At 59.4% G+C, this 26,675-nt stretch carries 20 protein-coding genes and 1 riboswitch; of the genes, 13 read left to right on the top strand and 7 right to left on the bottom strand.

Translation table 11 applies throughout. The features are described from left to right. Positions 1-15 precede the first annotated feature (15 nt). On the bottom strand, positions 16-798 hold the full coding sequence (locus GFS31_RS12420; protein WP_198805124.1) for a hypothetical protein: 783 nt from the start codon (positions 796-798) through the stop codon (positions 16-18). Between the two features lie 356 nt (positions 799-1,154). On the opposite strand from GFS31_RS12420, the gene GFS31_RS12415 reads away from it, so the two are divergent. Continuing rightward, a complete protein-coding gene (locus tag GFS31_RS12415) occupies positions 1,155-1,910 on the top strand; it encodes a MinD/ParA family protein (protein WP_198805123.1) in 756 nt (251 codons plus the stop codon). 94 nt (positions 1,911-2,004) lie between these two features. On the opposite strand, the gene GFS31_RS12410 is transcribed toward GFS31_RS12415, so the two are convergent. The 3 genes from GFS31_RS12410 to GFS31_RS12400 all read right to left on the bottom strand — a co-directional run bounded on the left by GFS31_RS12410 (position 2,005) and on the right by GFS31_RS12400 (position 3,598). Then, positions 2,005-2,565 (bottom strand): DUF2808 domain-containing protein, encoded by a 561-nt coding sequence (locus tag GFS31_RS12410; protein ID WP_198805122.1) that lies wholly within the window; start codon positions 2,563-2,565, stop codon positions 2,005-2,007. A gap of 259 nt (positions 2,566-2,824) precedes the next feature. Next, entirely contained in the window at positions 2,825-3,124 is a 300-nt protein-coding gene (locus tag GFS31_RS12405; protein WP_198805121.1) for a hypothetical protein, read from the bottom strand. Positions 3,125-3,163: 39 nt separating this feature from the next. Continuing rightward, entirely contained in the window at positions 3,164-3,598 is a 435-nt protein-coding gene (locus GFS31_RS12400; protein WP_198805120.1) for a gamma-glutamylcyclotransferase, read from the bottom strand. Positions 3,599-3,907: 309 nt separating this feature from the next. Here GFS31_RS12400 and GFS31_RS12395 point away from each other — a divergent pair, with 309 nt between their 5' ends. From GFS31_RS12395 to GFS31_RS12380, 4 genes are all read left to right on the top strand, one after another. After that, positions 3,908-4,516: an OB-fold-containig protein gene (locus GFS31_RS12395; protein WP_198805119.1), complete on the top strand. Its 609-nt coding sequence runs from the start codon at positions 3,908-3,910 to the stop codon at positions 4,514-4,516. Positions 4,517-4,613: 97 nt separating this feature from the next. Beyond that, entirely contained in the window at positions 4,614-6,215 is a 1,602-nt protein-coding gene (locus tag GFS31_RS12390; RefSeq protein ID WP_263974832.1) for an SPFH domain-containing protein, read from the top strand. A gap of 117 nt (positions 6,216-6,332) precedes the next feature. Continuing rightward, positions 6,333-7,610: a flotillin family protein gene (locus GFS31_RS12385; RefSeq protein ID WP_198805118.1), complete on the top strand. Its 1,278-nt coding sequence runs from the start codon at positions 6,333-6,335 to the stop codon at positions 7,608-7,610. A gap of 103 nt (positions 7,611-7,713) precedes the next feature. Next, positions 7,714-7,792: riboswitch (Glutamine riboswitch) on the top strand. 43 nt (positions 7,793-7,835) lie between these two features. Then, positions 7,836-8,279 carry a DUF4278 domain-containing protein gene (locus GFS31_RS12380; RefSeq protein WP_198805117.1) on the top strand — a complete coding sequence of 148 codons (444 nt, stop codon included), beginning with the start codon at positions 7,836-7,838 and terminating at the stop codon, positions 8,277-8,279. Between the two features lie 170 nt (positions 8,280-8,449). Here the strand turns inward: GFS31_RS12380 and GFS31_RS12375 are convergent, their stop codons facing one another. Further along, a complete protein-coding gene (locus tag GFS31_RS12375) occupies positions 8,450-8,971 on the bottom strand; it encodes a phycobiliprotein lyase (protein ID WP_198805116.1) in 522 nt (173 codons plus the stop codon). 224 nt (positions 8,972-9,195) lie between these two features. Between GFS31_RS12375 and GFS31_RS12370 the strand changes: the two genes are divergently transcribed. The 3 genes from GFS31_RS12370 to recJ all read left to right on the top strand — a co-directional run bounded on the left by GFS31_RS12370 (position 9,196) and on the right by recJ (position 13,572). After that, positions 9,196-9,915, top strand: a complete 720-nt coding sequence (locus GFS31_RS12370) for a D-Ala-D-Ala carboxypeptidase family metallohydrolase (RefSeq protein ID WP_198805115.1) — start codon at positions 9,196-9,198, stop codon at positions 9,913-9,915. 299 nt (positions 9,916-10,214) lie between these two features. Next, entirely contained in the window at positions 10,215-11,276 is a 1,062-nt protein-coding gene (hemE, locus tag GFS31_RS12365) for a uroporphyrinogen decarboxylase (RefSeq protein ID WP_198805114.1), read from the top strand. A 31-nt stretch (positions 11,277-11,307) separates the two neighbouring features. Then, the gene (gene recJ / locus GFS31_RS12360) at positions 11,308-13,572 is read left to right on the top strand and encodes a single-stranded-DNA-specific exonuclease RecJ (protein ID WP_198805113.1); all 2,265 of its coding nucleotides are present in this window, start codon (positions 11,308-11,310) and stop codon (positions 13,570-13,572) included. A 41-nt stretch (positions 13,573-13,613) separates the two neighbouring features. Here the strand turns inward: recJ and GFS31_RS12355 are convergent, their stop codons facing one another. Continuing rightward, positions 13,614-14,072 carry a universal stress protein gene (locus GFS31_RS12355; RefSeq protein ID WP_198805112.1) on the bottom strand — a complete coding sequence of 153 codons (459 nt, stop codon included), beginning with the start codon at positions 14,070-14,072 and terminating at the stop codon, positions 13,614-13,616. An 86-nt stretch (positions 14,073-14,158) separates the two neighbouring features. Beyond that, positions 14,159-15,448 (bottom strand): histidinol dehydrogenase, encoded by a 1,290-nt coding sequence (gene hisD, locus GFS31_RS12350; protein ID WP_198805111.1) that lies wholly within the window; start codon positions 15,446-15,448, stop codon positions 14,159-14,161. A gap of 361 nt (positions 15,449-15,809) precedes the next feature. Here hisD and rpsT point away from each other — a divergent pair, with 361 nt between their 5' ends. The 5 genes from rpsT (at position 15,810) to GFS31_RS12325 (ending at position 26,628) form a co-directional block, all read left to right on the top strand. After that, positions 15,810-16,115, top strand: coding sequence for a 30S ribosomal protein S20 (gene rpsT / locus GFS31_RS12345; protein WP_198805110.1), 306 nt, complete (start codon positions 15,810-15,812; stop codon positions 16,113-16,115). Positions 16,116-16,168: 53 nt separating this feature from the next. Continuing rightward, positions 16,169-16,993: a TatD family hydrolase gene (locus GFS31_RS12340; RefSeq protein ID WP_198805109.1), complete on the top strand. Its 825-nt coding sequence runs from the start codon at positions 16,169-16,171 to the stop codon at positions 16,991-16,993. 235 nt (positions 16,994-17,228) lie between these two features. Continuing rightward, positions 17,229-20,531 carry a DNA-directed RNA polymerase subunit beta gene (gene rpoB, locus GFS31_RS12335; RefSeq protein WP_198805108.1) on the top strand — a complete coding sequence of 1,101 codons (3,303 nt, stop codon included), beginning with the start codon at positions 17,229-17,231 and terminating at the stop codon, positions 20,529-20,531. A 150-nt stretch (positions 20,532-20,681) separates the two neighbouring features. Further along, positions 20,682-22,556 (top strand): DNA-directed RNA polymerase subunit gamma, encoded by a 1,875-nt coding sequence (locus GFS31_RS21270; RefSeq protein WP_198805107.1) that lies wholly within the window; start codon positions 20,682-20,684, stop codon positions 22,554-22,556. Between the two features lie 85 nt (positions 22,557-22,641). Continuing rightward, entirely contained in the window at positions 22,642-26,628 is a 3,987-nt protein-coding gene (locus GFS31_RS12325; RefSeq protein WP_198805106.1) for a DNA-directed RNA polymerase subunit beta', read from the top strand. Positions 26,629-26,675 lie beyond the last annotated feature (47 nt).

Here is a 26,675-nt window from a genome sequence, read left to right as displayed (position 1 = left end):
AGGGTCGGACGCCCCCTAGCGTTTGCCCAGCCAGCGCCGAAAGGGCAGGGGAGACTGGCCCACACGTCGCTCTACCCGAAACCGAAAGGGCAGCAGCAGCACCAGGGGCCGCGCCCCCCGCCCAATCACCGGGGTGATGTTCAGGGCTAAATCTAAGGCATAGATTCGATCTGGGGGGTCTAAGGTGAGCAGTTGGTTAGGATCCACGAGGGGAACCGCCAGGTGCAGCAGTTGGGTATCGGGGTTAAGGCGGAAGCAGTCTTCGCTGGTGGCTACGGCGCTCAGCAACTGGTTGGGGTTAACCACACTCATCACCTGGGGCAGGCCCAAGTCCATGCGGGTGCCAGGGGTGTGGCGAATTACCCGTCGGGCCTGATCCTTCCCTTGGGTGAAAGAGCTGCGATCCCAATCCACCACTACCTGAAAGCCCTGGGTTTGGTTCAGCACCTGCACCGTCAGCCCCGTTAGGGGTTTGAGAGGCTGTGGCCCCTGGGGAATGACCTGCACCGCAATCTGCCCTGTGGGATCTCCCGGCGGCTGACCCCGCAGGGCCGGGGGGGTGAGGGTTAGCCCCATCTGCGGCTTCAGCGGTGACGGCATTTCCATCACCACCTGGCCCGACTCTGCTGACAGCCCTTGGCGGGCTAACTGATCCGCCAGCGCCCGCCCTAGGATATCAGCATCGGGGAGACAGGTGACGCGCACCTCCACCCCCGCCTCCGCCGCCAGCACCATCTGATAGGCCAGCGATCCGATACAAATCAGGTAGATGGTTAGTAGTACTAGATCTAGGCCCATCCCAATCCTCGGTCTTCTAAATCCTCAGTCTTCCTTACGGTCTCCCCCTGCTCCCCTGGGGGGATGGGATGGGGCCACTACGCGCTTGGCCTAGGCCCATGGCAAAGAGAACATCCTGAAGGAACCTACTGTACACGGTAAAGGATAGCGGAGCGAGGATCGGGGAGGATCGGGGAGGATCGGGGAAGACCAGAGCCTCAGCAGAAGTCTCGCGGGCAAGGTATCCCTAAACGCCAGTGCCAGCAGGGCAGTTTTTACCTAGGATGGGGAACAGCGGCGGGGGCTAGTTTGGGGCTATCTTGGTGAGTTGGGCCTGGTTGGTCGGGCTGTATGGGAAGTTATTGGATTTCGGTTTTATGGCGCAAGTTGTTTCAGTACATTCTTACCGAGGCGGCACGGGGAAATCGAATACCGTGTCTAACTTAGCGGTGATTTTGGCCCAAAAAGGGTATCGGGTGGCGGTCGTCGATACCGACATTCAGTCCCCTGGGGTGCACGTTTTGTTTGGCTTTGGTAAAGAGAATATCCAAGCCTCCCTGAATGACTATCTCTGGGGAAAAATTGACGTTAAGGATGCGGTCTACGATATTTCCTACCTGCTCACCAGTGGTCGGGGAGGGGGGCTCTTTCTACTGCCCTCCAGCATCAAAACCAGCGACATTGCGCGGGTGCTGCGGGAGGGCTACGACGTCAATCGCCTCAATGACGGCTACCGCAAGGTGATCAAAGACTTTAAGCTGGACTACCTCATCATTGATACCCACCCCGGCCTCAACGAAGAAACCCTGCTCTCCATTACCATTTCCGACGTGCTGCTGTTGCTGCTGCGGCCCGACCAGCAAGACTACCAAGGCACCGCCGTCACCGTTGATGTGGCTCGCAAGCTTCAGGTGGAGCGGCTGCTGATCGCTGTCAACAAAGCCCCCGATGTGTTTGATCCCGACGAACTCAAAGCTAGGGTTCAATCGACCTACAACGCCGATGTCGCCGGGGTTATTCCCCACTCCGACGATCTCATGGTGTTGGCCAGCAGTGGCATCTTTGTCCTCAACTACCCCGATCACCCCGTTACCCGCATCCTAGAAACCATCGCCGAGACCCTGATTCCGTAGCGGCGGGCGGGAGAACTGCCCAAACGAAAACCCCTTGATGCCAGACGATCAAGGGGTCTAGTTCAGGGGAGAGGGGCAATGAGCCCAAATAGCTCTAGTCCGCTCCGAGTTCTAGGGGCCAGGTGCCCACATACCGACCAATGACGTCGCCCTGGAACATAGCGTTCAGGTTGAAGTAGTGGTAGCCGTAGCGATTGGGGTTGACGACGTTACTCATCACAATCACAAAGTTACTGTTGGCCGGGATGGGTTCTTCGGGGGTGATCACAATCCGACCGGAGCCCTCTTCCCACTCAATGCTTTGCACCGGGATCACCGCACCGCCACGCCAGTCTCCCTGGCGGAGCTCAATGGCGTTCATGTCTAGCCGTCCTCGCCGTTCCGTAAAGGATTCGGGGTACTCAATTTCAAAGGAAACAATGTCTTGAGTCACCATGGCGCGGGCCACTTGCAGGTAGTAGCGGCTGTTGCGGCTGCGGGGGCGGTTGAAATCAATCAGGTAGCGTAGGCGAAATTCGGGGGCAACGCCGCCAAAAATGGTTAACCCCGATTGGGCTGGCGCGGGCTGTGGCAACGCTACACCCACACCCGTGGCCAGGGTCGCCGCTGCCAGGGCCAACATCGCGAAACGCAGGGGCTGCTTGGGGGATGTCATGGATTACCTCCGAAAAAACCGTCTAGATGGATACAACAGGGTGTGTGGATCAGCCAAAACTCTAACGTCTGCGATCCGAGGCTATTGAGCCACCTGTGCCAGTGACGCAACCGGGCAATCAAAAGTGCCGTCCCGGTCGATCCGCTCCGACCTCTAAGGTGGTGGTGACGGCGTTACAAACTGTTGCAGTCTTTCATCCTAGCACCGCCGCTTTTTCTTTTAGAAAAGGTTTCCGTCGGCATCAGGCCCAGGTTGGGCGCTAGGGCTCCGCTGTGCGGTTGAAGAAGTCAATTTGGGGCAGGCGCGGATCGTTGACCATGCCTAGACCTTGAAAATTCCAGCGGCTCAGCAGGGGCTTGAGGTTAGGGGGAGTGATGGCTTCCACCGAAAACTGTTCGCTCAAGTCGGGGGCGTGGGCATTGAGGTAGCTGAGGGCGTCGTAGTCGGCCTTGAACACCAGCAAAAACCCGCCGGACTGAGCAGGGTCTTCGGTGCGGGGGCGGGCAACCAAATAGCGGCCATCGGCCTGGGCGCGGAGGAGGTAGTAGAGTTGAGCCACAGGAAAAACCGTTGGGGATCGGGGGCGGAAAATGGATGGCTATGAGCTGCTCCAGCGTCCGTCGGGGAGCCACTGGCCCCCCAGGCCTTCCACCTGTTCCCTGGTCATGGCGTAGGCCCAGGCGTGGGTGAGGAAGGTTTGATCAGGGGCATAGATAGCGTGCCAAACCCTTAGGTACTCGCTGTCTTGAGGGTGATCAGGATAAAAGGACTCGAATTCATCCAGCTTAGTCAAGGCGGCGGTGTTAGAGAAGGTGAGCAGGGTGCCTTCCACCCAGCCCGCTTCTAGGGTGAGGGCCGGATAGCCCAAGGACAAATCGTAGAGACGACCTGGGGCCAGGGCTTCCTGCTGGTCAATAATGTAGGGCTCGCAAAATCGTCGAAACGCCTTTTCTCCAGGCTTCAGCGTGCCGTAGACAAATACCTGACAAGTAATTTTGTGGTTGCCTTCTCCTGGCCCTTGGCTTGCGGTCATTGTCCTATCCGTTATTGCGCGACGTAAACTCATGGTTCTCTGATCTACAGTACCCATCTATGGCACGTCTGTACCTCCCTTTTCCTTGGCATTGGGCCTAGGGATCTGGAACGGTCGAGTTTACCTAGGTGTTGCAGAAGGGGCTAACGGTCTAAGGAATTCCTGAAGAAACGGAAGGGTTAGCCCACGGTAAGAGTAGCCTAGCAAACAGGACTACCCCCATTGAAGCAATGCAGCGAGGGAAGTAAACGCCCTCTGCGTTCTGGCCATGCTTCTGGGAAGATCGTTCTAGGAGGAATCGGGTCAGCCATGACGATCTACGGACTTAGCTTCATTGTGGGAGGGATCTTCGTGCTGCTGGCGGCCATCGGGGGCTTAGACGGGGTCGATATCAATGCCGATTTTGACCTAGATCTGGACGCCGAACTCCCCGCCGACCTCGACGATATCGACGTGGGTACCCAGATTGACCAAACCCTCACCGCCCTACGGTCTCGCTGGTGGTTGCCGCTGCTCAGCCTGCGATTTTGGACATTTTGCCTCTGTTTCTTTGGCCTCACGGGGATACTCATTACCCTGATCGTCCCTGACCTTGGCCCCTGGCTAACAGCCTTGATTGCCTTGGGCATGGGGCTGTTCTGCGGCTGGGGAGCGGCGGCGGTGCTGCGTTCCCTCAGTCGCCAGCCCATCAGCAGCATGGTCAACCCCGACTTCCTCATTGGACAGGTAGGGCAGGTAGAAATCCCCTTCGACCAAGCCAGTCGCGGCAAAGTGCGGCTGGTGCTGGGCGATTCCACCGTTAGCTATTTCGCCATCACCCAAGAGGAACGCGCCTTTGCCGTCGGTGAAGCCGTCCTGGTCGTCGGCATGGAGCACGGCAAGCTGTGGGTGGCTTCGGCGGAGGGAGTGGGCGAGTGAGGTGGGGGTATAGCTGGTTTCCCGGAAGGACGGGCCAAGTTTGCGAAACACAGGGGTCAGTTCAAGGATCAGTTGAGGTTGCTAAGCGAGGTAGGTTATGGCAGATGGAATGAATCAAGTGGAAACAGTCAGGGCGGCAGAAGCGTTGCCGCCGGAGCCAGCGGTGCCCGTTGTGGCCCAGTCGGTGGGCGGCGGCGCAGTGGCGGTGTTGATTTTTGCGGTGTTGATCACCATTTGGGGCGTCAATGCCCTGGTGCAGATCTGCGACCCCAACAAGATTTTGATTATTTCGGGCCGCAAGTATCACCGCCCCGATGGCCAGGTGGTGGGCTACCGGGTGATTTATGGTGGGCGCACGTTTCGGGTGCCGATTTTAGAAACGGTGCGGATGATGGATTTGACCACCATGCCCGTGCCCATTGAGGTAACGAATGCCTACGCCAAGGGGGGAACACCCCTGGATATTCAAGCCATTGCCAACGTTAAAGTAGCCCGCGATGAAACCCTGGTGGGCAATGCCATCGAGCGCTTTTTAGGCCGAGGCCGAGAGGAAATCGCCCGAGTGGCGCGGGAAACCCTAGAGGGCAACCTGCGCGGCGTCGTGGCCACCCTCACGCCGGAGCAGCTCAATGAAGATCGGCTTCAGTTTGCTGAGCGCATTGCCAGCGATGTGCAAAACGACCTGGCTAAGCTGGGGCTGCAACTGGATACCCTGAAAATTCAAAGCGTGGCGGATCAGGTAGACTACCTCAACTCCATTGGGCGGCGGCAAATTGCCACGGTGGTCAAGGATGCGGAAATTGCCGAATCCAACGCCGTCGCCGAGGCCGAACAGATTGAAGCCGACAGTGGCCGACAGGCGGAGGTGGCCCAAACCCAGGCCCGTACCGCCATCGAAGAGAAGGAAAACGAACTGCGCCGCATCACCGCCGATGTGGATAAACAGGCCCGCATTGAAGAGGAACGCACCCAAGCCGCCGCCGAAGAAGCCAAGGCCAGAGCCCAGCGAGAACTCCAGGCCCTTCGCGCCCAGCTAGAGCAGGCCCGTTTGGAGGTAGAGAAAGTGCTGCCCGCCCAGGCCCAGCAACGCGCCCAGGAATTTCAGGCCAGGGGCGCATCGGCCATTCTAGAGGAAAATGCCAAAGCCTCGGCCCAGGCCAGCGAACTGCTGGTGCGGGTGTGGCAAGACACTGGCGTTGATGCCTCGGAACTCTTCCTGGTGCAGCAGCTCGAAATGGTGCTGAAGGAGGCCGGACGCATCCCCAGTCGGCTGCACCTCGGCGAGGTAAACGTCATCGACAACGGCGACGGTAAGGCCATGGCGTCGCTCCTCAACGCCTACCCCGAAATGGTGAAGCAGTTCCTCCATCAGTCGGAATCGATCCTGGGCATTCCCCTAGCCACCCGTCGTCCGGCGGGCAATGGGTCGGCCCCTGGGTTAGCCTTGCCCCGCCGTGAATTACCCATCGCCACCCCGTCGCCAACCTCCCGTGAGTGGACGCCTAACCCAGCAGCATCCAACCCGACCTCGTCCAGCACCGAGGCACCGCCAGAGGCAGGCCCATGGATTAATCTCCCGGCTGACTCCTCGACCGATCCCTCGACCGATCCCTCAACCGATCCCTCAACCGATCCCTCGACCGATCCCTCGACCGATCCCTCGACCGATCCCTCAAGCAATCCCTCGACGGATACTTAAGGCGCGGGCCGTTAGCTGAGCCACGGTACGACCGTGGCTCAGATCCCCCGACTCCTTCGTGCCGTTGATCCCAATTTCCGTTGATATTCACCGCAATTTACCCCTGGAGGAAAACTCATGGGCCTCATCTTTTCCCTGCTAGTGGTCATGTTTGGGGCCACCGGTAGCCTCATCTTGGTGATTCGCAACCTCTACTACATCTGTCAGCCCAGTGAGGTGCTGATTTTTGCTGGAGATCGCCGCGTCGTCAGCGATGGACGGCGGGTAGGCTATCGCTTGGTGAAAGGCGGCAGCAGCATCCGCAAACCCCTGCTGGAAAAAACCTTCCGCATGGAACTCACCAACATGATCATTGAGCTGCGGGTGACAAACGCCTACTCGAAGGGCGGCATTCCCCTGAATGTAGACGGCGTGGCCAACATCAAAATTGCCGGGGAAGAACCCGCCATCCACAACGCCATTGAACGGCTGCTGGGCAAAAGCCGGGAAGAGATCGAAAAAATTGCCCGCGAAACCCTCGAAGGCAACCTGCGCGGCGTCTTGGCCAGCCTCACCCCAGAGCAGGTAAACGAAGACAAAATGGCCTTTGTGCAAAACCTGCTAGACGAAGCCGACGATGACCTGGCCCAACTGGGGCTGATTTTGGACAACCTGCAAATCCAAAACATCTCCGACGATGTGGGCTACCTCAACTCCATTGGTCGCAAGCAGCGGGCCGATCTGCTGCGCGATGCCCGCATTGCTGAAGCCGAAGCTAAGGCCCAGTCGGCCCTGCAATCTGCCGAAAACCTGCGCCGCACCTCCCTGCGCCAAATTGAGGCCAAAATTGCCACCACCCGCGCCGAGGCCGAACGGCGACTGCAAAATGCCCTCAGCCAGCGCCAAGCCACCATCTCCGAGGCCGAAGCGGAAATTGCCGCCGAAGTAGCTCGCACCGAAGCTGCCCTGGCCGTGCAACGGGAACGCCGCAACCAGGTAGAACAACAACTTCAGGCCGACGTGATTGCCCCCGCCGCCGCCGCCTGCCAACAGGCCCAAGCCCAGGCCAAGGGGGAAGCGGCCAGCATCATTGAAGACGGACGCGCCCGCGCCGAAGGTCTCCGAGCCCTGGCCACCACCTGGCAAGTCGCCGGAGACAACGCCCGCGACATCTTCCTGTTCCAGAAGCTAGAGGCCCTGTTGGCCAACCTGGTAGATACCATCCCCAATGTGGCCGTCGATAAGGTCACGGTCATTGATGCCAGCGGCGGCACCAACGCCACCAAAATCGCCGCCTTTTTGGCCCAACTCAAGGAAAGTACCGGGCTAGACCTCAGTCAAACGATCCAATCCCTGGGGGCCAATTCCCCCCCTGCCCGCCCCACCGATTCCACCGCGCCCACCGATCTCTCCTAGGCGCGAATCCAGGGAACAGGGAATGCATGAAGAACCTTTACAGTCGAAGACGCACCTTGACTTTTTTCAAAACCGTAGCTTACTATACAGAAGGAAATTGAAATTCGTTCATCTCTCTCGCTCATCTCAACTGGATCAGAGAGGGACGGAAGTAGGGGTTGATCCCCCCGAAGGAACGCGCCCCAAGGTTCGGATCAAATTCCTTGATCTTTTGGAGGCGACCTCATGAAACTTACCTATCGCGGCGTTAGCTACGAATATACTCCCCCCACTGTGGCCCTGAAGGCCGTGGATGAAAGCGGCAAATTCCGGGGCGTGGATATCCGATTCCGCACCATCACCAAGGCTCCCGTACAGCAGCCCACCCTTGATCTGATGTATCGCGGTGTGGCCTACAGCACGGGCTCTACCGTTGATGTGGCCCCTGTGACGGCTCCCGTTGTTGCCCCTGTACCTGTGGCCGCAGCGGTGAATACCGAAGACAAAGCGCGGCTGATGATGCTCAATCGTCATCGCACCGTTAAGCGTCGGCAGCAGTCCATGCTGACCCGCCTAGCCACCGAAGCCGGACTGCCCACCGATGCGGCCCGCTACTGGAATCACATCCAGGGCAAAGTTCACCCCAGCTTTTGGGCAACCTATGGCCGTAGCGGTGCTTCTGCAAGCTAGTCCCACCGCCCTGCATTAGTCAGCCATCAAGACTGACTAATGCGATTGCCTGACACAATTGCCTGACACAACTGATGCTCTACAGGAAGCGCCTAGGATTTTGACCCTAGGCGCTTTTCATATTTTCACCCTTGGGGCAGCGGTAGTCGCTCCCTCGACGGCCCCTGAAGCTAGCTTTGAACAGGTGCTCCGCCCAGGCGAATTTCCGAGCAAAAGGAGGCCATGTGCTCAATATCACCCACCTTCAGGACGCTCGTCCGCATCCGCAGGTTGGGGTTGGCAAACCAAAGGCGTTCCTGCACCGTGCCGTCGGGGGTTTGGGTGGTAAGAGTCAGCACGTCGCTGTCGAGGCTATATTCACCCAGGGCCACGGTTTCCTTGGAACTGGCTTGCAGCAACACCCCTTTGCCCTCGGCAGTGGGCTGCAACATCACCATCACCGTGGTGCGCTGGGTATTGCGGGTATCGCCATCCAGGCGGCTGTCTTGGTCAACCTTAAGGCCGCAGACGATGTGGCTGGGATCTTGGCCCTGGGCTTCGCACAGCTGCACCAGGCTAGCATCAGTGGCGGGCAGCACCTCCATCAGCAAGTTAGACTGCCCCGCCTTGGAAGTTTGGCTGGCCAGGTAGTGGGTGGTGCGCTGGGAAAACCATTTCCCGGCCAGGGTTTCAATAAAACTCACAATATCCATGGGCGTTAGGTCAGCTTGCCAATCGAGTCACAGTCTCCCATTCTAAGGTGCCATGGCCCGGAATCATGCGGATCTAATCGAGGGAACTGAGCCCTGGGGCTGGGGTTTATGTCTCATTTTTACAAAATATGCTCAATGTTCTTACAAATCATGCTGTAGCCACAGACCGAGGACACACTGGAGGCAGATGCAATAGACAGCCGAGTCTGTCAGGAGACACGACCATGGTGCAAGCGCCCACGCTCACGGTTCCGCGTAACATCGACGAACTCGAACCCAATATTGTCCGGTGGGTTCAAACCCAGCTCAAGGTTGGCGGCTACCTCGATGGAGCCATTGATGGCGTCTGTGGCCCCAAGACCTTGGCAGCCCTAGCCAAGTTCAAGGCCGATCAGCATTTGGAATATCCCAAGGGCATTGGCCAAACGACTCTCAATTTGCTAGCTCAGCTTTCGGCTCCGGGCACCCTGTCTGAGCAAGGGGAGGGGCTGAACCAGCAACCGCTGATCAATGCGGGCTCTAAATCGGGCGCGTCGGCCACGCTGCCCACCGTGGGCTTGGTCTACGCCAACGAGTGGATTCTGCCCGGCTCCTACCTCACCTGGGGGGAAATGACCAAAAACCTCACCCGTCGCCCCACCCAGGCCAGTGAGGTCAAAAACATCCAGGAAGTTGCCAAGGTGTTTGGCCGGATCCGCACGAAGTTTGGGTCGTCCATTGGCGTCACCTCTGGTTTCCGTCCGGCCCATCTGCGGATCGGCGTGCCCAATTCCCAACATATCCCTGGTCGGGCCGCCGACATCTACCCCCTCAACGGCAACTTTGCCACCCTGCTGACGGTACTCAAAGACGAACCTGCGGTGAAAGGAATCGGCCTCGGCCAAGCCAAGGGCTTTCTGCATATGGATATTCGCCCTGCCCCACGGGTGATTTTCCGGTACTAGGGCGGCAACGTGCCTTGATCCCCAGCCCATAGCCCCCACCGCCTCCCAAGGGCACCCCAAGATTAGGCCCCGATCTTCTCACGATGGGGCAGGAGCAGACACCCCATTCTGGTCTTGCCCCACCGTGCATCTTAGGGTGAAGCGCCTTAAAAATATGTACAAATGTAACAACCAAAGATGCTGAAACCCGCGCTCTGTAGGCACTAGGGCATCGCAGAGTGATAAGCTAGCCTGTGCGCTTAAAATCGCCCTTGTTAATCTCCCCTTGTAAACCGTTCTTGTAAATTGGTGACGCTTCAATGACCGCAGCGAATCAGGTACCTTTATTGCTCCGCGCCGCCCGCCACGAAGTGCTAGATCGTCCCCCCGTATGGATGATGCGTCAGGCAGGGCGTTATATGAAGGTATACCGAGACCTGCGCGACAAGTATCCCTCCTTCCGGGAGCGGTCGGAAAATGCCGATCTGGCCATCGAAATTTCCCTTCAGCCCTGGCGCGCCTTCCGTCCCGATGGCGTGATCATGTTCTCCGACATCCTCACGCCGCTGCCGGGGATGGGCATTCCCTTCGATATCATCGAAAGCAAAGGCCCGATTATCGATCCCCCCATTCGCACCCAGGCCCAAATTGACGCGGTGCACGAGCTCGATCCCGAAACGGCCCTGCCCTACATTCGCACCATCCTGCAAACCCTGCGCCAAGAAGTAGGCAACGAAGCCGCCGTGCTGGGCTTTGTGGGCTCTCCCTGGACCCTCGCCGCCTACGCCGTAGAGGGCAAAACCTCCAAGAGCTACACCAACATCAAGGGCATGGCCTTCAGCGAGCCCGCCATGCTCCACACCCTGCTGGGCAAACTGGCGGACAACATTGCCAACTACGTGCGCTACCAAATCGACTGCGGTGCCCAGGTGGTGCAGCTTTTCGACTCCTGGGCCGGACAGCTCAGCCCCATGGACTACCGCACCTTCGCCCTGCCCTACCAGCAGCGGGTGGTGCAGCAGGTGAAGCAAACCCACCCCGACACGCCTTTGATTCTCTACATCAGCGGCAGCGCCGGAATTTTTGACATGATGGGCGAGTCTGGCGTGGATATTGTCAGCGTGGATTGGACGGTGGACATGGCCGAAGCCCGTCGTCGCCTTGGCCCCAACGTTGCCGTCCAGGGCAATGTGGATCCTGCCATCCTGTTTGGGTCTAAGGAACTCATTCGCGAGCGCATCCTCGACACCGTTAAGAAAGCCGGAAATCGCGGCCACATCCTCAACCTGGGCCACGGCATCCTCCCCGGCACCCCCGAAGAAAACGCGGCCTACTTCTTTGAAACGGCCAAAAACCTCGATAAGCTGCTAGCCATGGTCTAGGGCACGCCATAGCCCTCGGCTTCCAAAGGCGATGGATGACTCCCCCCGACTTTGGCACTGTGCCGCCTCTACCCCACCTCCAGAATCCTGGCTTTGGGCCGTGGCGACCGCCGCGACGGCCCAAGATCCCTCAGCGACGCTGGCAGGCTGGGCTGCGCAGGTGCTGTGGCAGCGTCAACTCGTTCCCTTGGAGGGGGTTGCGGGTTTCCTCAACCCCCTAGAGGACGACGGTGGCCCAATGGCCTACATCCCCACTCCACCGGGGGCCTTTGGTCTGCCGATGGCAAGGGCGATAGATCGCCTCAAGCGGGCCATGGCGCAGCAGGAAACCGTGACCATCTGGGGTGATTTTGATGCCGATGGAGTGACGGCTACCGCCGTTCTGTGGGAGGGGCTGGGTCAACTCTTTGACCAGGGAACTACCCTGCATTACTACATTCCCAATCGGCTGCGAGAATCCCACGGGCTGTCTAAGGCAGGGCTAGATCAGGTACGGGACTGGGGCACAGGGTTGATCGTCACCTGCGACACGGGCAGCACCAACCTGGAGGAAGTAGCCTATGCCCAACGCCTGGGCATGGAGGTGATCATCACCGACCACCACACCCTACCGGAGACCGACCCCGCTGCCGTAGCGTTGATTAATCCCCGCAGGTTCCCCACGGGGCATCCCCTGGCCACCCTGTCCGGCGTGGCGGTGGCCTATAAGCTGCTAGAGGGGCTGTACGAGTCCCTTGATGTCCCGCCACATTTTGCCCTCGAACATCTCCTAGATCTCGTCGCCATTGGCCTCATTGCCGACCTAGTAGACCTCACCGGAGACTGCCGCTACCTGGCCCAGCGGGGCTTAAAGCAGCTCCAAACCCACCTGACAGACCACCCTCCCCACCCTCGGCCAGGGGTGAAAGAATTGCTGACCCTCTGCAAGAAAACGGGGGATCGGCCCACGGATATTTCCTTTGGCCTAGGGCCGCGCATCAATGCCGTCAGCCGCATCCATGGCGACGCCCGCTTTTGTGTGGAACTGCTCACCAGCCAAGATGCGGCCCGCTGCCGCAAACTCGCCTACGAGGCGGAACTGGCCAACACCCGCCGCAAGGGGCTTCAGCGAGATCTCTACCGTCAGGTGATGGATCGGGTCGCGGCCCTCGATCTGGCGACGACCCACTGCGTCATTCTGGCCGACGAACAATGGCCCACGGGCATTCTGGGTCTGGTGGCCGGACAGGTGAGTCAAACCCTCGGTCGGCCCACTCTCCTACTCACCATCGATCCCCCCAGTTCCGCAGAATCCCCAGAAACACCACGCCTAGCCAGGGGTTCTGCCCGATCCGTCCCCGGCCTAGACCTGTACAATTTGTTCCAATCCCAGGCAGATTTGCTGACCAGCTTTGGCGGACACCCCCTCGCCGCTGGTCTTACCCTGCCTGTGGAGCGGCTAGCCATGTTCACCACCGCCATGAACCGAGCGGTGCGGGAGGCCCTGGGCAGCGGCATTCCCCAGCCTAGTCTCACCATTGACCTAACCGTGACCGTGGCAGACTTGGGGCAAGACCTATTTCGAGAACTCAAGCTGTTAGAGCCCTACGGCATGGGCCATCCCGTTCCCCGGCTGCTAATTCGGAACGCTTGGTTTGCCAACGCCTTTCACCGCAATCTGCGCGATGCCACCAACCAGGGGGTCGGCTTCATCAAAACCGAGTTTGACCTGGGGGACGATACCGCCACCGCAGGCTTTCCGGGGGAGTGGTGGGGGCATTATAAGGAGGAACTGCCCGAAGGCCGCTGTGATGTGGTGGTGGAGTTGGATCACAGCCAGCGCCAGGGCTACCACGTCAAGCTGGTGGATGTGCGCTCTGCTGTCGGTGATACGGAAACCGTTCAGCCTGACGTTGCCCTAACTCCTGATTTTGGCGATTTTGGCCTCATTTCTGGCCATCTGCCCCGACTGAACGCCAGCCTAACCGCTCATGCTGAGTCTATCAACGCCGCATCTCCCATCACGGTCTGGCAGACCTTGGCAGGCATGGCCAAATACCTAGCCCGCACCCAAACCGCCGTGTCCCGCGATTACCTGAGAGAACGGCTAAGGATTTCTGAGGTTTCCCTAGACCTGGGCCTGCTGGCCTTGGCTGCCGTTGGGCTCACTCCCCACTGCACCACCGACGTGTCAGGTTGGATTCAAATTATCTCCGACCAGCCCGCCAGCCCCGATCCCCAACCCCTAAAGCACTTCTTAGAAGCCCTGGCCGAGGAGCAGTTTCGTCAGCGCTATGCCCTGGGTCGTTCGGACTAGAGACGCGGTCTAGGATTGGGGTGATCCAGGGGTAGGATAGTCTAGTCCTGGGGCGGTTTGACGACCATCACCGTACAGGGGGCATCGGCCACCACCTGGCTGCTGACGGAACCCGCCAGGATGCGATTCACCCCCGTCAGCCCCCGACTGCCCAGCAGAATCAAATCAGCCTGGTGAATGTTGGCGAGGCGAATAATTTCGGTTTCCGCGTCGCCCTGGACGATCTCAAATAGGGTGTCTAGGCGAAAATTCTGACCCAGGGCCGGATCGGCCAACTGATCGGCACAGGAGCGCAGGTATTGCTCTAACTGGCCGTGGGGAAAGTCGTGGGTGGGGGGCAGCGGGCGAGACACGTCCTGGCCAGCGGTGTCTTCGGCGTAGGGCAGCACGTGGACAAAAACTACCGTTACGTCCTCCTCCAGCCGCAACTGCTGAGCCGCTACCATCACCTCTTGATCGAAGGGGGTACAGTCTAAGGCAATCAGAACAACGTCAAACACAGGCACCCTAATCCCTTGGCAACGGCTGAACAGGTATTGTACGCCAACTCGTGCCCTGGGTACCCGTCTTCTCGCTGGGTCTGGGGCTACACCCGATCCGATACCGATTGCCCGTGGGAGGGCAGTCCTTCCGCCTCGGTCAACACAGCAATGGCCTCAGACACCTCCTGGAGCGCCTGGGGGGTGTACTGAATCAGACTGGAATGCTTCATGAACGTCTCGGTGCAGAGGGGCGAGGCATAGCGGGCCGCGCCGGAGGTAGGCAGGGTGTGGTTTGGCCCCGCTAGGTAGTCGCCAATGGCTTCGGGGGTCGAGTGCCCCAGGAAAATCGCCCCGGCATGGCGAATCTGATCGAGCAGCGCCCAGGGATCGTCCACCTCAAGCTGTAGATGTTCTGGGGCAAACTGATTAGACAATTCTGCCGCCTGATCTAGGGTATCTACCACTACCGCGAGGCCGTAGTTGGCGATGGATTTTTCCGTCAGGGTTTGGCGAGGGTGATCCGCTAGCTGACGGGCCACCGATGCCGCCACGGCGTCGGCGAGGGGGGCACTGGTGGTAATTAAAATCGAGGCTGCCAGGGGATCATGCTCTGCCTGGGCTAGCATATCCGTAGCCACATGGTCGGCGTTGGCGCTGCCATCGGCAATCACCAGCACCTCCGACGGCCCTGCCAGGGAGTCAATCCCCACAGCGCCAAACACCAGCTTTTTGGCCAGGGTCACGTAGATGTTGCCGGGGCCAGTGATTACGTCTACTGCCGGGATGCTTTCAGTGCCATAGGCCAAGGCACCGACCGCCTGGGCACCGCCCACTCGGTAAATCTCGGAAATTCCAGCCTCCTGAGCCGCCACCAGCACCGCTGGGGTAATGGCCTTATCGGGGCCAGGGGGCGTCACCATGACAATCCGCGATACCCCTGCCACCTTGGCCGGAATGGCGTTCATCAGCACCGTACTGGGGTAGGCAGCGCGACCCCCAGGAATATAGATCCCCGCCCGATCCACCGGGGTATATCGTTTTCCCAGCACCACGCCGTTGTCTTCAAACTGCACCCAGCTTTTCGGCAAACGCTGGCGGTGAAAAGCTTCAATGTTGCGACAGGCTACCCGCAGGGCATCCAGCAGGGGCTTACTCACCTGCTGGTAGGCAGCGTCCATTTCTGCCCCCGTTACCCGCAGATCCTCTGGAGTGAGCAAAACCCGGTCAAAGTCTTGGGTATACTGCACCAAAGCCTGGTCGCCCTGGCGTTTAACCGCGTGTAGGATCTCACGAACAGTCGCCTCCTTGTGAACGACCTGGTCGTCGTGGGTGCGGGCACAGATACGCTGTAGCTCGGCCCTTGCCTCAGGAATCTGGTGGATGATGCGCAGCATTACGGCGGATGGGTTCAGATGGATTCGACAGTCAACGATGGCCCAGGGGTTAGGCTCTCTAACGCCCCCTAGGACAGCCCTAGGTGAGTCGTTGTATTCTATACAGGATAGTCGATTTATTCGGGTATTTGCCGGAGGCCCTGGGAGTTTCCCTGCCAATCAGTTGCCCCCATTCCAGTCCTAGAAGGCCCATTTTCATGGCGGGAATGGGGATAATAACGACGTATCCGGCCCAATCAACCCCATCGGTCAATCTGGAGCAGAATTTAGACAATTCGATCATCCTTCTGCTGAATGGCGACATCTGGTGCTAAGATGTTATATCCAGATCAAGCATAATCTTGTTAAGCTAGGGCATACTGTGGCAAACATTAAGTCTGCGCTCAAGCGCATCGAAGTTGCCGAGCGGAATCGGCTTCGGAATCGTTCCTATAAGTCAGCGGTTAAAACACTCAGCAAATCCTACCTGGCGGCGGCTGAGGCTTATCAGGCTGACCCCACTCCAGAAAACCTGGCGGCGGCTGAGGCCAAGATGGCCACGGCCTACAGCAAAATTGACAAAGCCGTTAAGCGGGGTGTGCTGCATCCCAACACCGGGGCACGGAAAAAATCTGGCTTGGCAAGAGCCCTCAAAACGAAAGATAGTCAGGGCACCGCAGCCTCCTAGGAACGGTTCGGGTCAAATATCGCCCCTGTTTTCTCCATTGCTGCCCCCCGACTATGCCGCTGGTTGATACCCACGTACATCTCAACTTCGACACATTTGCTGACGATCTTGACGATCTAGCTCAGGCTTGGCGAGAGGCTGGGATCGTGCGGATGGTTCATTCCTGCGTGGAACCCAAGGATTTTCCGGCTATGCAGGCCATTGCGGATCGCTTCCCTGAGCTTTCCCTGGCGGTGGGGCTGCATCCCCTGGATGTGGATCAGTGGGGGGTGGATACGGCGGCAGAACTGGGGCGCTTGGCTCGATCCGATCATCGGGTGGTTGCCATTGGGGAGACGGGGCTGGATTTCTTCAAGGCCGACAACACTGAGGTGCAGCGGGAAGCCTTTTGGGCACAGCTCACCCTGGCCTCCCAGATGTCTCTTCCGGTGATTATTCACTGTCGTGATGCGGCCCAGGCCACGGCCCAGCTCATTCGCGAATTTCAGGAGACCGTCGGCCCCGTGACTGGAGTAATGCACTGCTGGGCGGGTACCCCGGAGGAAACCCAGTGGTTTCTGGATCTGGGGTTTTACATCAGCTTCAGCGGCATTGTGACGTTTAAAAACGCCCGCCAGGTTAAGGCGTCGGCGCAAATCGTCCCCGATGATCGCCTGTTGATCGAAACTGACTGTCCCTTCCTCTCCCCTGAACCCATGCGTAAGGAGCGGCGAAATCAGCCCGCCTTTGTTAGTCATGTGGCCCGCTATCTTGCCGATCTGCGCCAGGTGGACTTTCAGGCTTTGGCAGAGGGGACAACCCGCAATGCCTGGGCGCTCTTTCAGTGGCCTGACCCCCTACCCTTCACCGAGAGGATAGCGGCTCTGGCTACTGGATAATCCATTGGTCTAACGCGGTTTCTGCTGCCCCATTGACGGCCCCAGGGTTTGTTCGTTTCAAGGTTTTACTGTGCTGAGGTTAGCCATCCTGCCCCCTATCCATGACTCCCTTCCCCATCATTGTTTGTACCGTCATCGGTTAGTCACTGTGCTGGCTAGCTGACTTTTTCGTTTGGATGCTTTCGTCTGAATTCAAGGCCACCCAGGCCCGGGCCTGACTCGCTTTAGGAAACCCATGACTGAACCTATCACCTACACCACGCCCAACTTCGTTCTACCCGACCTTGTGGAGATCCAGCGTTCTAGTTTCCGCTGGTTCCTGGAGGAAGGGCTGATCGAGGAGCTGGAAAGTTTCTCTCCGATTACCGACTATACGGGCAAGCTGGAACTGCACTTTTTGGGTAAGCAGTACAAGCTAAAAAGCCCGAAGTACGACGTGGATGAGGCCAAGCGGCGGGACGCCACCTACTCGGTGCAGATGTATGTGCCCACTCGGTTGATTAACAAAGAAACCGGGGAAATTAAGGAGCAGGAAGTGTTCATCGGTGATCTGCCGCTGATGACCGACCGGGGTACCTTCATCATCAACGGGGCCGAGCGGGTGATCGTCAACCAGATCGTCCGTAGTCCTGGGGTGTACTACAAGTCGGAAACCGACAAAAACGGTCGCCGTACCTACAACGCCAACCTGATCCCCAACCGGGGCGCTTGGCTGAAGTTTGAGACCGACAAAAACGACCTGGTGTGGGTGCGGATTGATAAAACCCGCAAGCTGTCGGCCCAGGTGTTGCTGAAGGCGTTGGGGCTGAGCGACAACGAAATTTTCGACTCCCTGCGGAACCCGGAATATTTCCAAAAAACCATCGAAAAAGAAGGGCAATTCAGTGAAGAGGAAGCCCTGCTGGAGCTGTACCGCAAGCTGCGTCCCGGTGAACCGCCTACGGTGACGGGGGGTGAGCAACTGCTGTACTCCCGTTTCCACGATCCCAAGCGCTACGACCTGGGTCGGGTGGGTCGCCACAAGCTGAACCGCAAGCTGCGGCTGAATGTGCCCGACACTACGCGGGTGCTGACCCCCACGGACATCCTCACCGCCATCGACTACCTGATTAATCTGGAATTCGACATCGGCAGCATCGACGACATCGACCACCTCGGCAACCGTCGGGTGCGTTCGGTGGGTGAATTGCTGCAAAACCAGGTGCGGGTGGGCCTCAACCGCCTAGAGCGGATCATTCGGGAACGGATGACCGTGTCCGATGCCGATTCCCTCACTCCGGCCTCCCTGGTGAACCCCAAACCCCTGGTAGCGGCGATTAAGGAGTTCTTCGGCTCCAGCCAGCTCTCCCAGTTCATGGATCAAACCAACCCCCTGGCGGAGTTGACCCACAAGCGCCGGATCAGCGCCCTCGGCCCCGGTGGTCTGACCCGGGAACGGGCAGGTTTTGCGGTGCGCGACATTCACCCCTCCCACTACGGTCGGATTTGCCCCATTGAAACGCCGGAAGGCCCCAACGCGGGTCTGATCGGCTCCCTAGCCACCCACGCCCGCGTCAACGACTTCGGCTTCATCGAAACCCCCTTCTTTAGGGCCGAAAATGGTCGGGTGCGGAAGGATATTCCCCCGGTTTACATGACCGCCGACGAAGAGGACGATCTGCGGGTGGCTCCGGGCGATATCGCCACCGACGAAGAGGGCTACATCATTGGCGACACCGTGCCCGTGCGCTATCGGCAAGACTTCACCACCACCGCCTCCACCGAGGTAGACTACGTGGCCGTGTCTCCAGTGCAGATTATCTCCGTGGCCACGTCCTTGATTCCCTTCCTAGAGCACGACGACGCCAACCGCGCCCTGATGGGGTCTAACATGCAGCGGCAGGCGGTGCCCCTGCTGCAACCGGAGCGTCCCCTGGTGGGTACGGGTCTGGAGGCCCAGGCCGCCCGCGACTCTGGGATGGTGATCATCAGCCGCACCGATGGCGAGGTGGTCTACCTGGATGCCGACCTGATTAAGGTTAAGGATCCCGAAGGCAACATCCATGCCTACGAGATGCAAAAGTACCAGCGCTCCAACCAAGACACCTGTCTAAACCAGCGCCCCATCGTGTTTCCTGGGGAAAAGGTGCAGTCGGGGCAGGTGCTGGCCGATGGCTCTGCCACCGAGGGCGGTGAACTCGCGCTGGGTCAAAACATCCTGGTGGCCTACATGCCCTGGGAAGGCTACAACTACGAGGACGCCATTCTGCTCAGCGAGCGAATGGTCTACGACGATGTTTACACCTCCATCCACGTCGAGAAATTCGAGATTGAGGCGCGGCAGACCAAGCTGGGGCCAGAGGAAATCACCCGCGAAATTCCCAACGTCGGGGAAGATGCCCTGCGTCAGCTCGACGAAACCGGGATTATCCGCATTGGGGCCTGGGTAGAATCCGGCGACATTCTGGTGGGTAAGGTGACGCCCAAGGGTGAATCCGACCAGCCCCCGGAAGAGAAACTGCTGCGGGCCATCTTCGGCGAAAAGGCGCGGGACGTGCGGGATAACTCCCTACGGGTGCCCAACGGCGAAAAGGGCCGCGTGGTCGATGTGCGGGTGTTTACCCGCGAACAGGGCGACGAACTGCCCCCCGGTGCCAACATGGTGGTGCGGGTCTACGTGGCCCAGAAGCGCAAGATCCAGGTGGGCGACAAAATGGCCGGACGCCACGGCAACAAGGGAATTATTTCCCGCATCCTGCCCATCGAGGACATGCCCTACCTGCCCGACGGCACCCCCATCGACATTGCCCTGAATCCCCTGGGTGTGCCTTCCCGGATGAACGTGGGTCAGGTGTTTGAGTGCCTACTGGGTTGGGCGGCGGAGAACCTGGACGCCCGCTTTAAGGTGATCCCCTTCGACGAAATGTACGGCGAAGAAGCCTCCCGCAACTCCACCCACGGCAAGCTGATGGAGGCCCGCGAAACCACCGGAAAAGATTGGGTCTACAACCCCGACGATCCCGGCAAAATCATCCTGCGGGATGGCCGCACCGGGGAACCCTTTGATAAGGCGATCACTGTGGGCAAAGCCTACATGCTGAAACTGGTTCACCTGGTCGATGACAAGATCCACGCCCGCTCCACGGGTCCCTACTCTCTGGTGACGCAGCAGCCCCTTGGCGGTAAAGCCCAGCAGGGTGGACAGCGCTTCGGGGAAATGGAAGTGTGGGCGCTGGAAGCCTTCGGGGCGGCCTACACCCTCCAGGAATTGCTGACCGTGAAGTCCGACGATATGCAGGGCCGTAACGAAGCCCTCAACGCCATCGTCAAGGGCAAGTCCATCCCTCGCCCCGGTACGCCGGAATCCTTCAAGGTGTTGATGCGGGAGTTGCAATCCCTCTGTCTCGACATCGCCGTTCACAAGGTGGAAACCAAGGAAGACGGCACCAGCCGCGACATTGAGGTAGACCTGATGGCCGATGTCAACAATCGTCGGGCTCCCTCCCGGCCCACCTACGAATCCATCGCCCGCGACGACAGCGAGGACATGGAAGACTAGGGCCGTTGGCTAACTTCAGCTAACCCCCGGTTCCGGGGTGCCTTGTCTCCACCTCGGAACCCCCTCTATCCAGCCTTCTAACCCGACACGGATCTTCCCAGATCACGGCTTTCCATTCGATTGAGCGCGCTTACAAGGAAAACACCCAGCATGGCCAAGCTAGAACAGCGGTTTGACTACGTCAAAATTGGATTGGCATCCCCTGAACGGATTCGCCAGTGGGGGGAACGCACCCTGCCCAACGGCCAGGTGGTGGGCGAAGTCACCAAGCCGGAAACCATCAACTACCGGACGCTAAAGCCGGAGATGGACGGGCTTTTCTGTGAGCGGATTTTTGGCCCCGCTAAGGACTGGGAATGCCACTGCGGCAAATATAAGCGGGTGCGTCACCGGGGCATTGTCTGCGAGCGCTGCGGCGTGGAAGTGACGGAATCGCGGGTGCGCCGTCACCGCATGGGCTACATCAAACTGGCCGCTCCGGTGGCCCACGTGTGGTACCTGAAGGGCATCCCCAGCTACATCGCCATTCTGCTGGATATGCCCCTGCGGGACGTGGAGCAGATTGTCTACTTCAACGCCTATGTGGTGTTGGATCCCGGTAACGCTGAAAACCTCAGCTACAAGCAACTGCTGACGGAAGATCAGTGGATTGAAATCGAAGACCAGCTCTATGACGAAGATACCGAACTCTCCGGCGTTGAGGTGGGGATTGGGGCCGAAGCCCTCCAGCGCTTGCTGCAAGATTTGGAACTGGAAACCGTGGCCGAGAAGCTGCGGGAGGAAATCGCCAACTCCAAGGGCCAAAAGCGGGCCAAGCTGATCAAGCGCCTGCGGGTGATCGACAACTTCATCGCCACCGGGTCGAAAACCGAGTGGATGGTGCTGGATGTGATTCCCGTCATTCCCCCCGACCTGCGCCCCATGGTGCAGTTGGATGGGGGCCGCTTCGCCACCTCCGACCTCAACGACCTCTACCGTCGCGTCATCAACCGCAACAACCGTTTGGCCCGCCTACAGGAAATCCTGGCCCCGGAAATTATCGTCCGCAACGAAAAGCGGATGCTGCAAGAGGCCGTGGATGCCCTGATCGACAACGGTCGTCGGGGTCGCACGGTGGTGGGGGCCAACAACCGCCCGCTCAAGTCCCTGTCGGACATCATTGAAGGGAAACAGGGCCGCTTCCGCCAAAACCTGCTGGGTAAACGGGTGGACTACTCTGGCCGTTCCGTCATCGTGGTTGGCCCCAAGCTGCAAATTCACCAGTGCGGTCTGCCTCGCGAAATGGCTATTGAGTTGTTCCAGCCCTTTGTGATCCATCGCCTGATTCGCCAGGGGGTGGTGAACAACATCAAGGCCGCCAAGAAGATGATCCAGCACAGCGACAACAGCGACACCGTCTGGGAAGTGCTGGAAGAGGTGATTGAAAGCCACCCCGTCATGCTGAACCGGGCACCGACCCTCCACCGTTTGGGGATTCAGGCCTTTGAACCGATCCTGGTGGAAGGCCGCGCCATTCAGCTTCATCCCCTGGTCTGTCCCGCCTTCAACGCCGACTTTGACGGCGATCAAATGGCTGTCCACGTCCCCCTCTCCCTGGAAGCCCAGGCCGAGGCGCGGCTGCTGATGCTGGCCTCCAACAACGTGCTGTCTCCGGCCACGGGGCAACCGATCATCACCCCCTCCCAGGATATGGTGTTGGGCTGTTATTACCTAACGGCGGACAACCCTGGGGCCACCAAGGGCGAAGGGCACTACTTCGCCAACATGGAAGACGCCATCATGGCCTTCGAGCAGGGCTTGGTGGATCTCCATGCCAAGGTGTGGCTGCGCTATGACGGCCCGGTGGAGTCGGATCAGCCGGAGGTACTGGAGCAGGAGGAGGAATCCGGCGGCATCAAGACGCAGGTTTACTCCGAACGGCGGGTGCGTCTGGATCAAGAGGGCAACGTCATTTCCCAGTACATCAAAACCACCGCAGGCCGCATCATCTACAACAAGGCCGTTCTCGAAGCAATCGCAAGCTAACGTCTGGCTCTGGCTTTTGGATGAGCCGGAGCCGCCATTCCCGCCAATCACGACATCAGTACACCGCACGAGGGGCAGAAAACACATGGCTGAGCAAGGGGCAACTCAATCCTCGCTGGTTTTTCGGAACCGCATCATTGACAAAAAGCAGCTTAAAAAGCTGATCTCCTGGTCATTCACCGAGTACGGCACCGCCCGCACCTCCCAAATGGCCGACCGAATTAAGGAGCTGGGCTTTAAGTACGCCACCCGCGCCGGGGTTTCCATCAGTGTGGAAGACCTCCAGGTACCAGCGGAAAAACGGGCCATGCTGGCCGCTGCCGAAGAGGACATCAACGCCACTGAGGAGCGCTATATCCGGGGTGAAATCACCGAGGTAGAGCGTTTGACCAAGGTTATCGATACCTGGAACGACACCAGCGAAAAGCTGAAGGATCAGGTGGTTGAGAACTTCAAAAAGAACAACCCCCTCAACTCGGTGTACATGATGGCCTTCTCTGGGGCACGGGGGAACATCTCCCAGGTGCGTCAGTTGGTGGGGATGCGCGGCCTGATGGCCAATCCCCAAGGGGAAATCATTGACCTTCCCATTAAAACCAACTTCCGGGAAGGGCTGACCGTAACCGAGTACGTGATCTCCTCCTACGGGGCGCGGAAGGGGCTGGTGGATACGGCCCTGCGGACGGCGGACTCCGGCTACCTCACCCGGCGTCTGGTGGACGTGTCCCAGGATGTGATTATCCGTGAGCACGACTGCGGCACCGAGCGCGGTATTCGTCTACGCAGCATGACCGACGGGGAGCGGGTGCTAATTCCCCTGGAAAACCGTCTGCTGGGTCGGGTGGTGGCAGAGGATGTGGTCAACCCGGAAACCGGGGAAGTTGTCCTGGCCAAGAATGAGCCCATTTCCCCCGAAACCGCCAGCAAGATTGCCAAGGCCGGGGTGGAAGAGGTGGTGGTGCGCTCGCCCCTCACCTGCGAAGCCACGCGGTCGGTGTGTCAACTGTGCTACGGCTGGAGCTTGGCCCATTCTGACCTGGTGGACTTGGGCGAAGCGGTGGGGATCATCGCCGCCCAGTCCATTGGCGAACCGGGTACCCAGATGACCATGCGTACCTTCCACACGGGTGGTACCTTCACCGGGGAAGTGGCTCCCCGGATTAACGCCACCAAGGACGGCACTGTGCGCCTGCCCAAGCGCTTCAAGAGTCGTGGCTTCCGCACCCGCTACGGCGAAGAAGCCCTGATGCTGGAGTCCGACGCGGATCTTGTGGTGGAGATGAGCGGCAAGAACCAGACGGAACGCCTACCCCAGGGGACGATCCTATTCGTCAACGATGGCGATGCGGTCAAGAAAGAGCAACTGCTGGCAGAACTGCCCTCCGCAGGGCGCACCCGCAAGGTGACGGAAAAAGCCACCAAGGACGTGACCTCTGACCTGGCTGGGGAAGTGAAGTTCGACGGCCTGGTGCAGGAGGAAAAAACCGACCGCCAGGGCAACACCACTCGCCTAGCCCAGCGTGGCGGTCTGCTGTGGGTGCTGTCTGGGGATGTCTATAACCTGCTGCCCGGTGCCGAACCCGTGGTACGCAACGGCGATGCCGTGAAGGCGGGCGACACCCTAGCCGCCACCAAGCTGACCACCGAGCGCGGCGGCTTCGTGCGTCTGCCCGACACCCAAGACGACAAGGGTAGCCGGGAAGTGGAGATCATCACCGCCTCCGTCATGCTGGATCAGGCCCAGGTGCGCAAAGAGCAGGGCCAAGGTCGGGAGCATTACTTCATCGAAACCTCCTACGGGCAGCGTTTCTCTTTGATTGCTACCCCTGGGGCCAAAGTCACCAGCGGCCAGGTGATTGCCGAACTCGAAGACGACCAGTTCAAAACCCAGACGGGCGGTATCGTCAAGTTTGCTGGGGTTGAGGTGGCCAAAAAGGGCAAGGGCAAGCAGGGCTACGAAGTTGTGCAAGGCGGCACCCTGCTGTGGATTCCCGAAGAAACCCACGAGGTCAACAAAGACATCTCCCTGCTGATGGTGGAGGATGGCCAATACCTAGAAGCGGGCACCGAAGTGGTGAAGGACATCTTCTGCCAAAACAGCGGTGTGGTGGAAATTACCCAGAAGAACGACATTCTGCGGAAGATCATCGTCAAACCGGGCGACCTGCACATGGTGGATGCCCCCGAAGACGTGATGGAACGGGATCGCTCCTTGGTGAACGCCGGGGAAGAAATCATGCCCGGTCTAGTGGCCGACGCCCTGCGCTACGTGGAATACGTAGAAACCCCCGAAGGGCCTGCGATTCTGCTGCGTCCGGTAGAGGAATACACCGTCCCCAACGAGCCCTCGGTGCCCAGCCAGGGTTCCGCGACGGATGCCGCCAGCTCCATCAAACTGCGGGCGGTACAGCGGGTGCCCTTCAAGGATGGCGACCGGATTGAGGTGGTCGATGGCGTCGAACTCCTGCGGACTCAGTTGGTGCTGGATATCGAAGACGAATCGCCCCATGTCGTGGCCGACATTGAACTCGTGCCCGACGATGCCGATCCTGAGATTACCCGCCTGCAAATGGTGGTGCTGGAAACCCAGGTGATCCGCCGCGATGTGGTAGCCGACCAAACCCAGGGCAGCACCGTCACCACCCTGCTGGTGAAGGAGGGCGACCAGATTCCCCCCGGTGCCGTTTTGGCCCGTACCGAAATCAAGTGTAAGGAATCCGGCGTCGTGCGCGGGATTCGTGAAGGCCAGGAGGCCGTGCGTCGCCTGCTGGTGGTGCGCGACACCGACCAGGTTCAGATGAACCTGGGTGGCCAAGCGCCCAGCGTTAAGGTGGGCAGCTTAGTCGTGGCAGAAACAGAAATCGCCCCCGGCATCAGCCACAACGAATCTGGGGAAGTGGCCAGCATCGACGGTGACACCCTCACCCTACGCCTCGCACGGCCCTACCGGGTCTCGACCGGAGCCGTGCTGCACATCGAAGATGGCGACCTCGTGCAACGGGGCGACAACCTGGTGCTACTGGTGTTTGAGCGGGCCAAGACCGGAGACATCATCCAAGGTCTGCCCCGGATTGAGGAACTACTGGAGGCCCGGAAGCCCAAGGAAGCCTGCGTTTTGTCCCGTCGCCCCGGTACCGCCCAGGTAGTCTACAGCGACGACGAAACCGTGGAAGTGAAGGTGATCGAAGAGGACGGCGTGGTGTCGGAATATCCGATCAACCCCGGCCAGAACGTAATCGTTTCCGACGGGCAGCAGGTCAGCACGGCGGAACACCTCACGGACGGCCCCGCCAACCCCCACGAAATTCTGGAGGTCTTCTTCGACTACCACATGAGTCTAGGGGAAGGCACCCACGAAGCCGCCCTCAAGAGTTTGCAGGAAGTTCAAAGCTTCCTGGTGAACGAGGTGCAGTCGGTGTACCAGTCCCAGGGGATTGATATTTCCGACAAACACACGGAGGTGATCGTGCGGCAGATGTCCTCCAAGTGCCGCATTGACGACGGCGGTGACACCACCATGCTGCCCGGTGAACTGGTGGAAATCTACCAGGTGGAGCAGGTCAACGAAGCCATGTCGATTACGGGTGGGGCTCCGGCCCAGTACACTCCGGTGCTGCTGGGGATTACCAAGGCCTCCCTAAATACCGACAGCTTCATCTCGGCGGCGAGTTTCCAAGAAACCACCCGCGTCCTCACCGAAGCCGCCATTGAAGGCAAGTCCGACTGGCTGCGCGGCCTGAAGGAAAACGTCATCATTGGGCGCTTGATCCCTGCCGGGACGGGCTACAACGCCTACGAAGACGCCCCCGCCCCTGAAGTCGAACCGGGCTACGAGTCTGCCATCCTCGACGACGACCTTCAGGACGTGGTGCTAGATGACCGCACCGCCCGCAGCTACGACCTAGAGGGTAGCCTCAGCATCCTGACCGACGACGACGAAATGATCGGATCTCCCATGGATGAAGGCGGTCTGCGGCGTCCCCCGGCTCTGTCGGAGGATGGCGACGACTTCCTCGCCATGACCATGGATGACGATGACCTGCTGATCGACGATCAAACCGGAGCCCTGTAGCCAAGACTCCGCTGGATGACGGTTCCGGATGATCGATCAGCCCACTC

Origin of the sequence: Leptolyngbya sp. BL0902 (genome assembly GCF_016403105.1) — a bacterium.
In the GTDB taxonomy this organism is placed as follows: Bacteria; Cyanobacteriota; Cyanobacteriia; order Phormidesmidales; family Phormidesmidaceae; genus Nodosilinea.
This window is presented reverse-complemented; position numbering and strand designations above follow the sequence as displayed.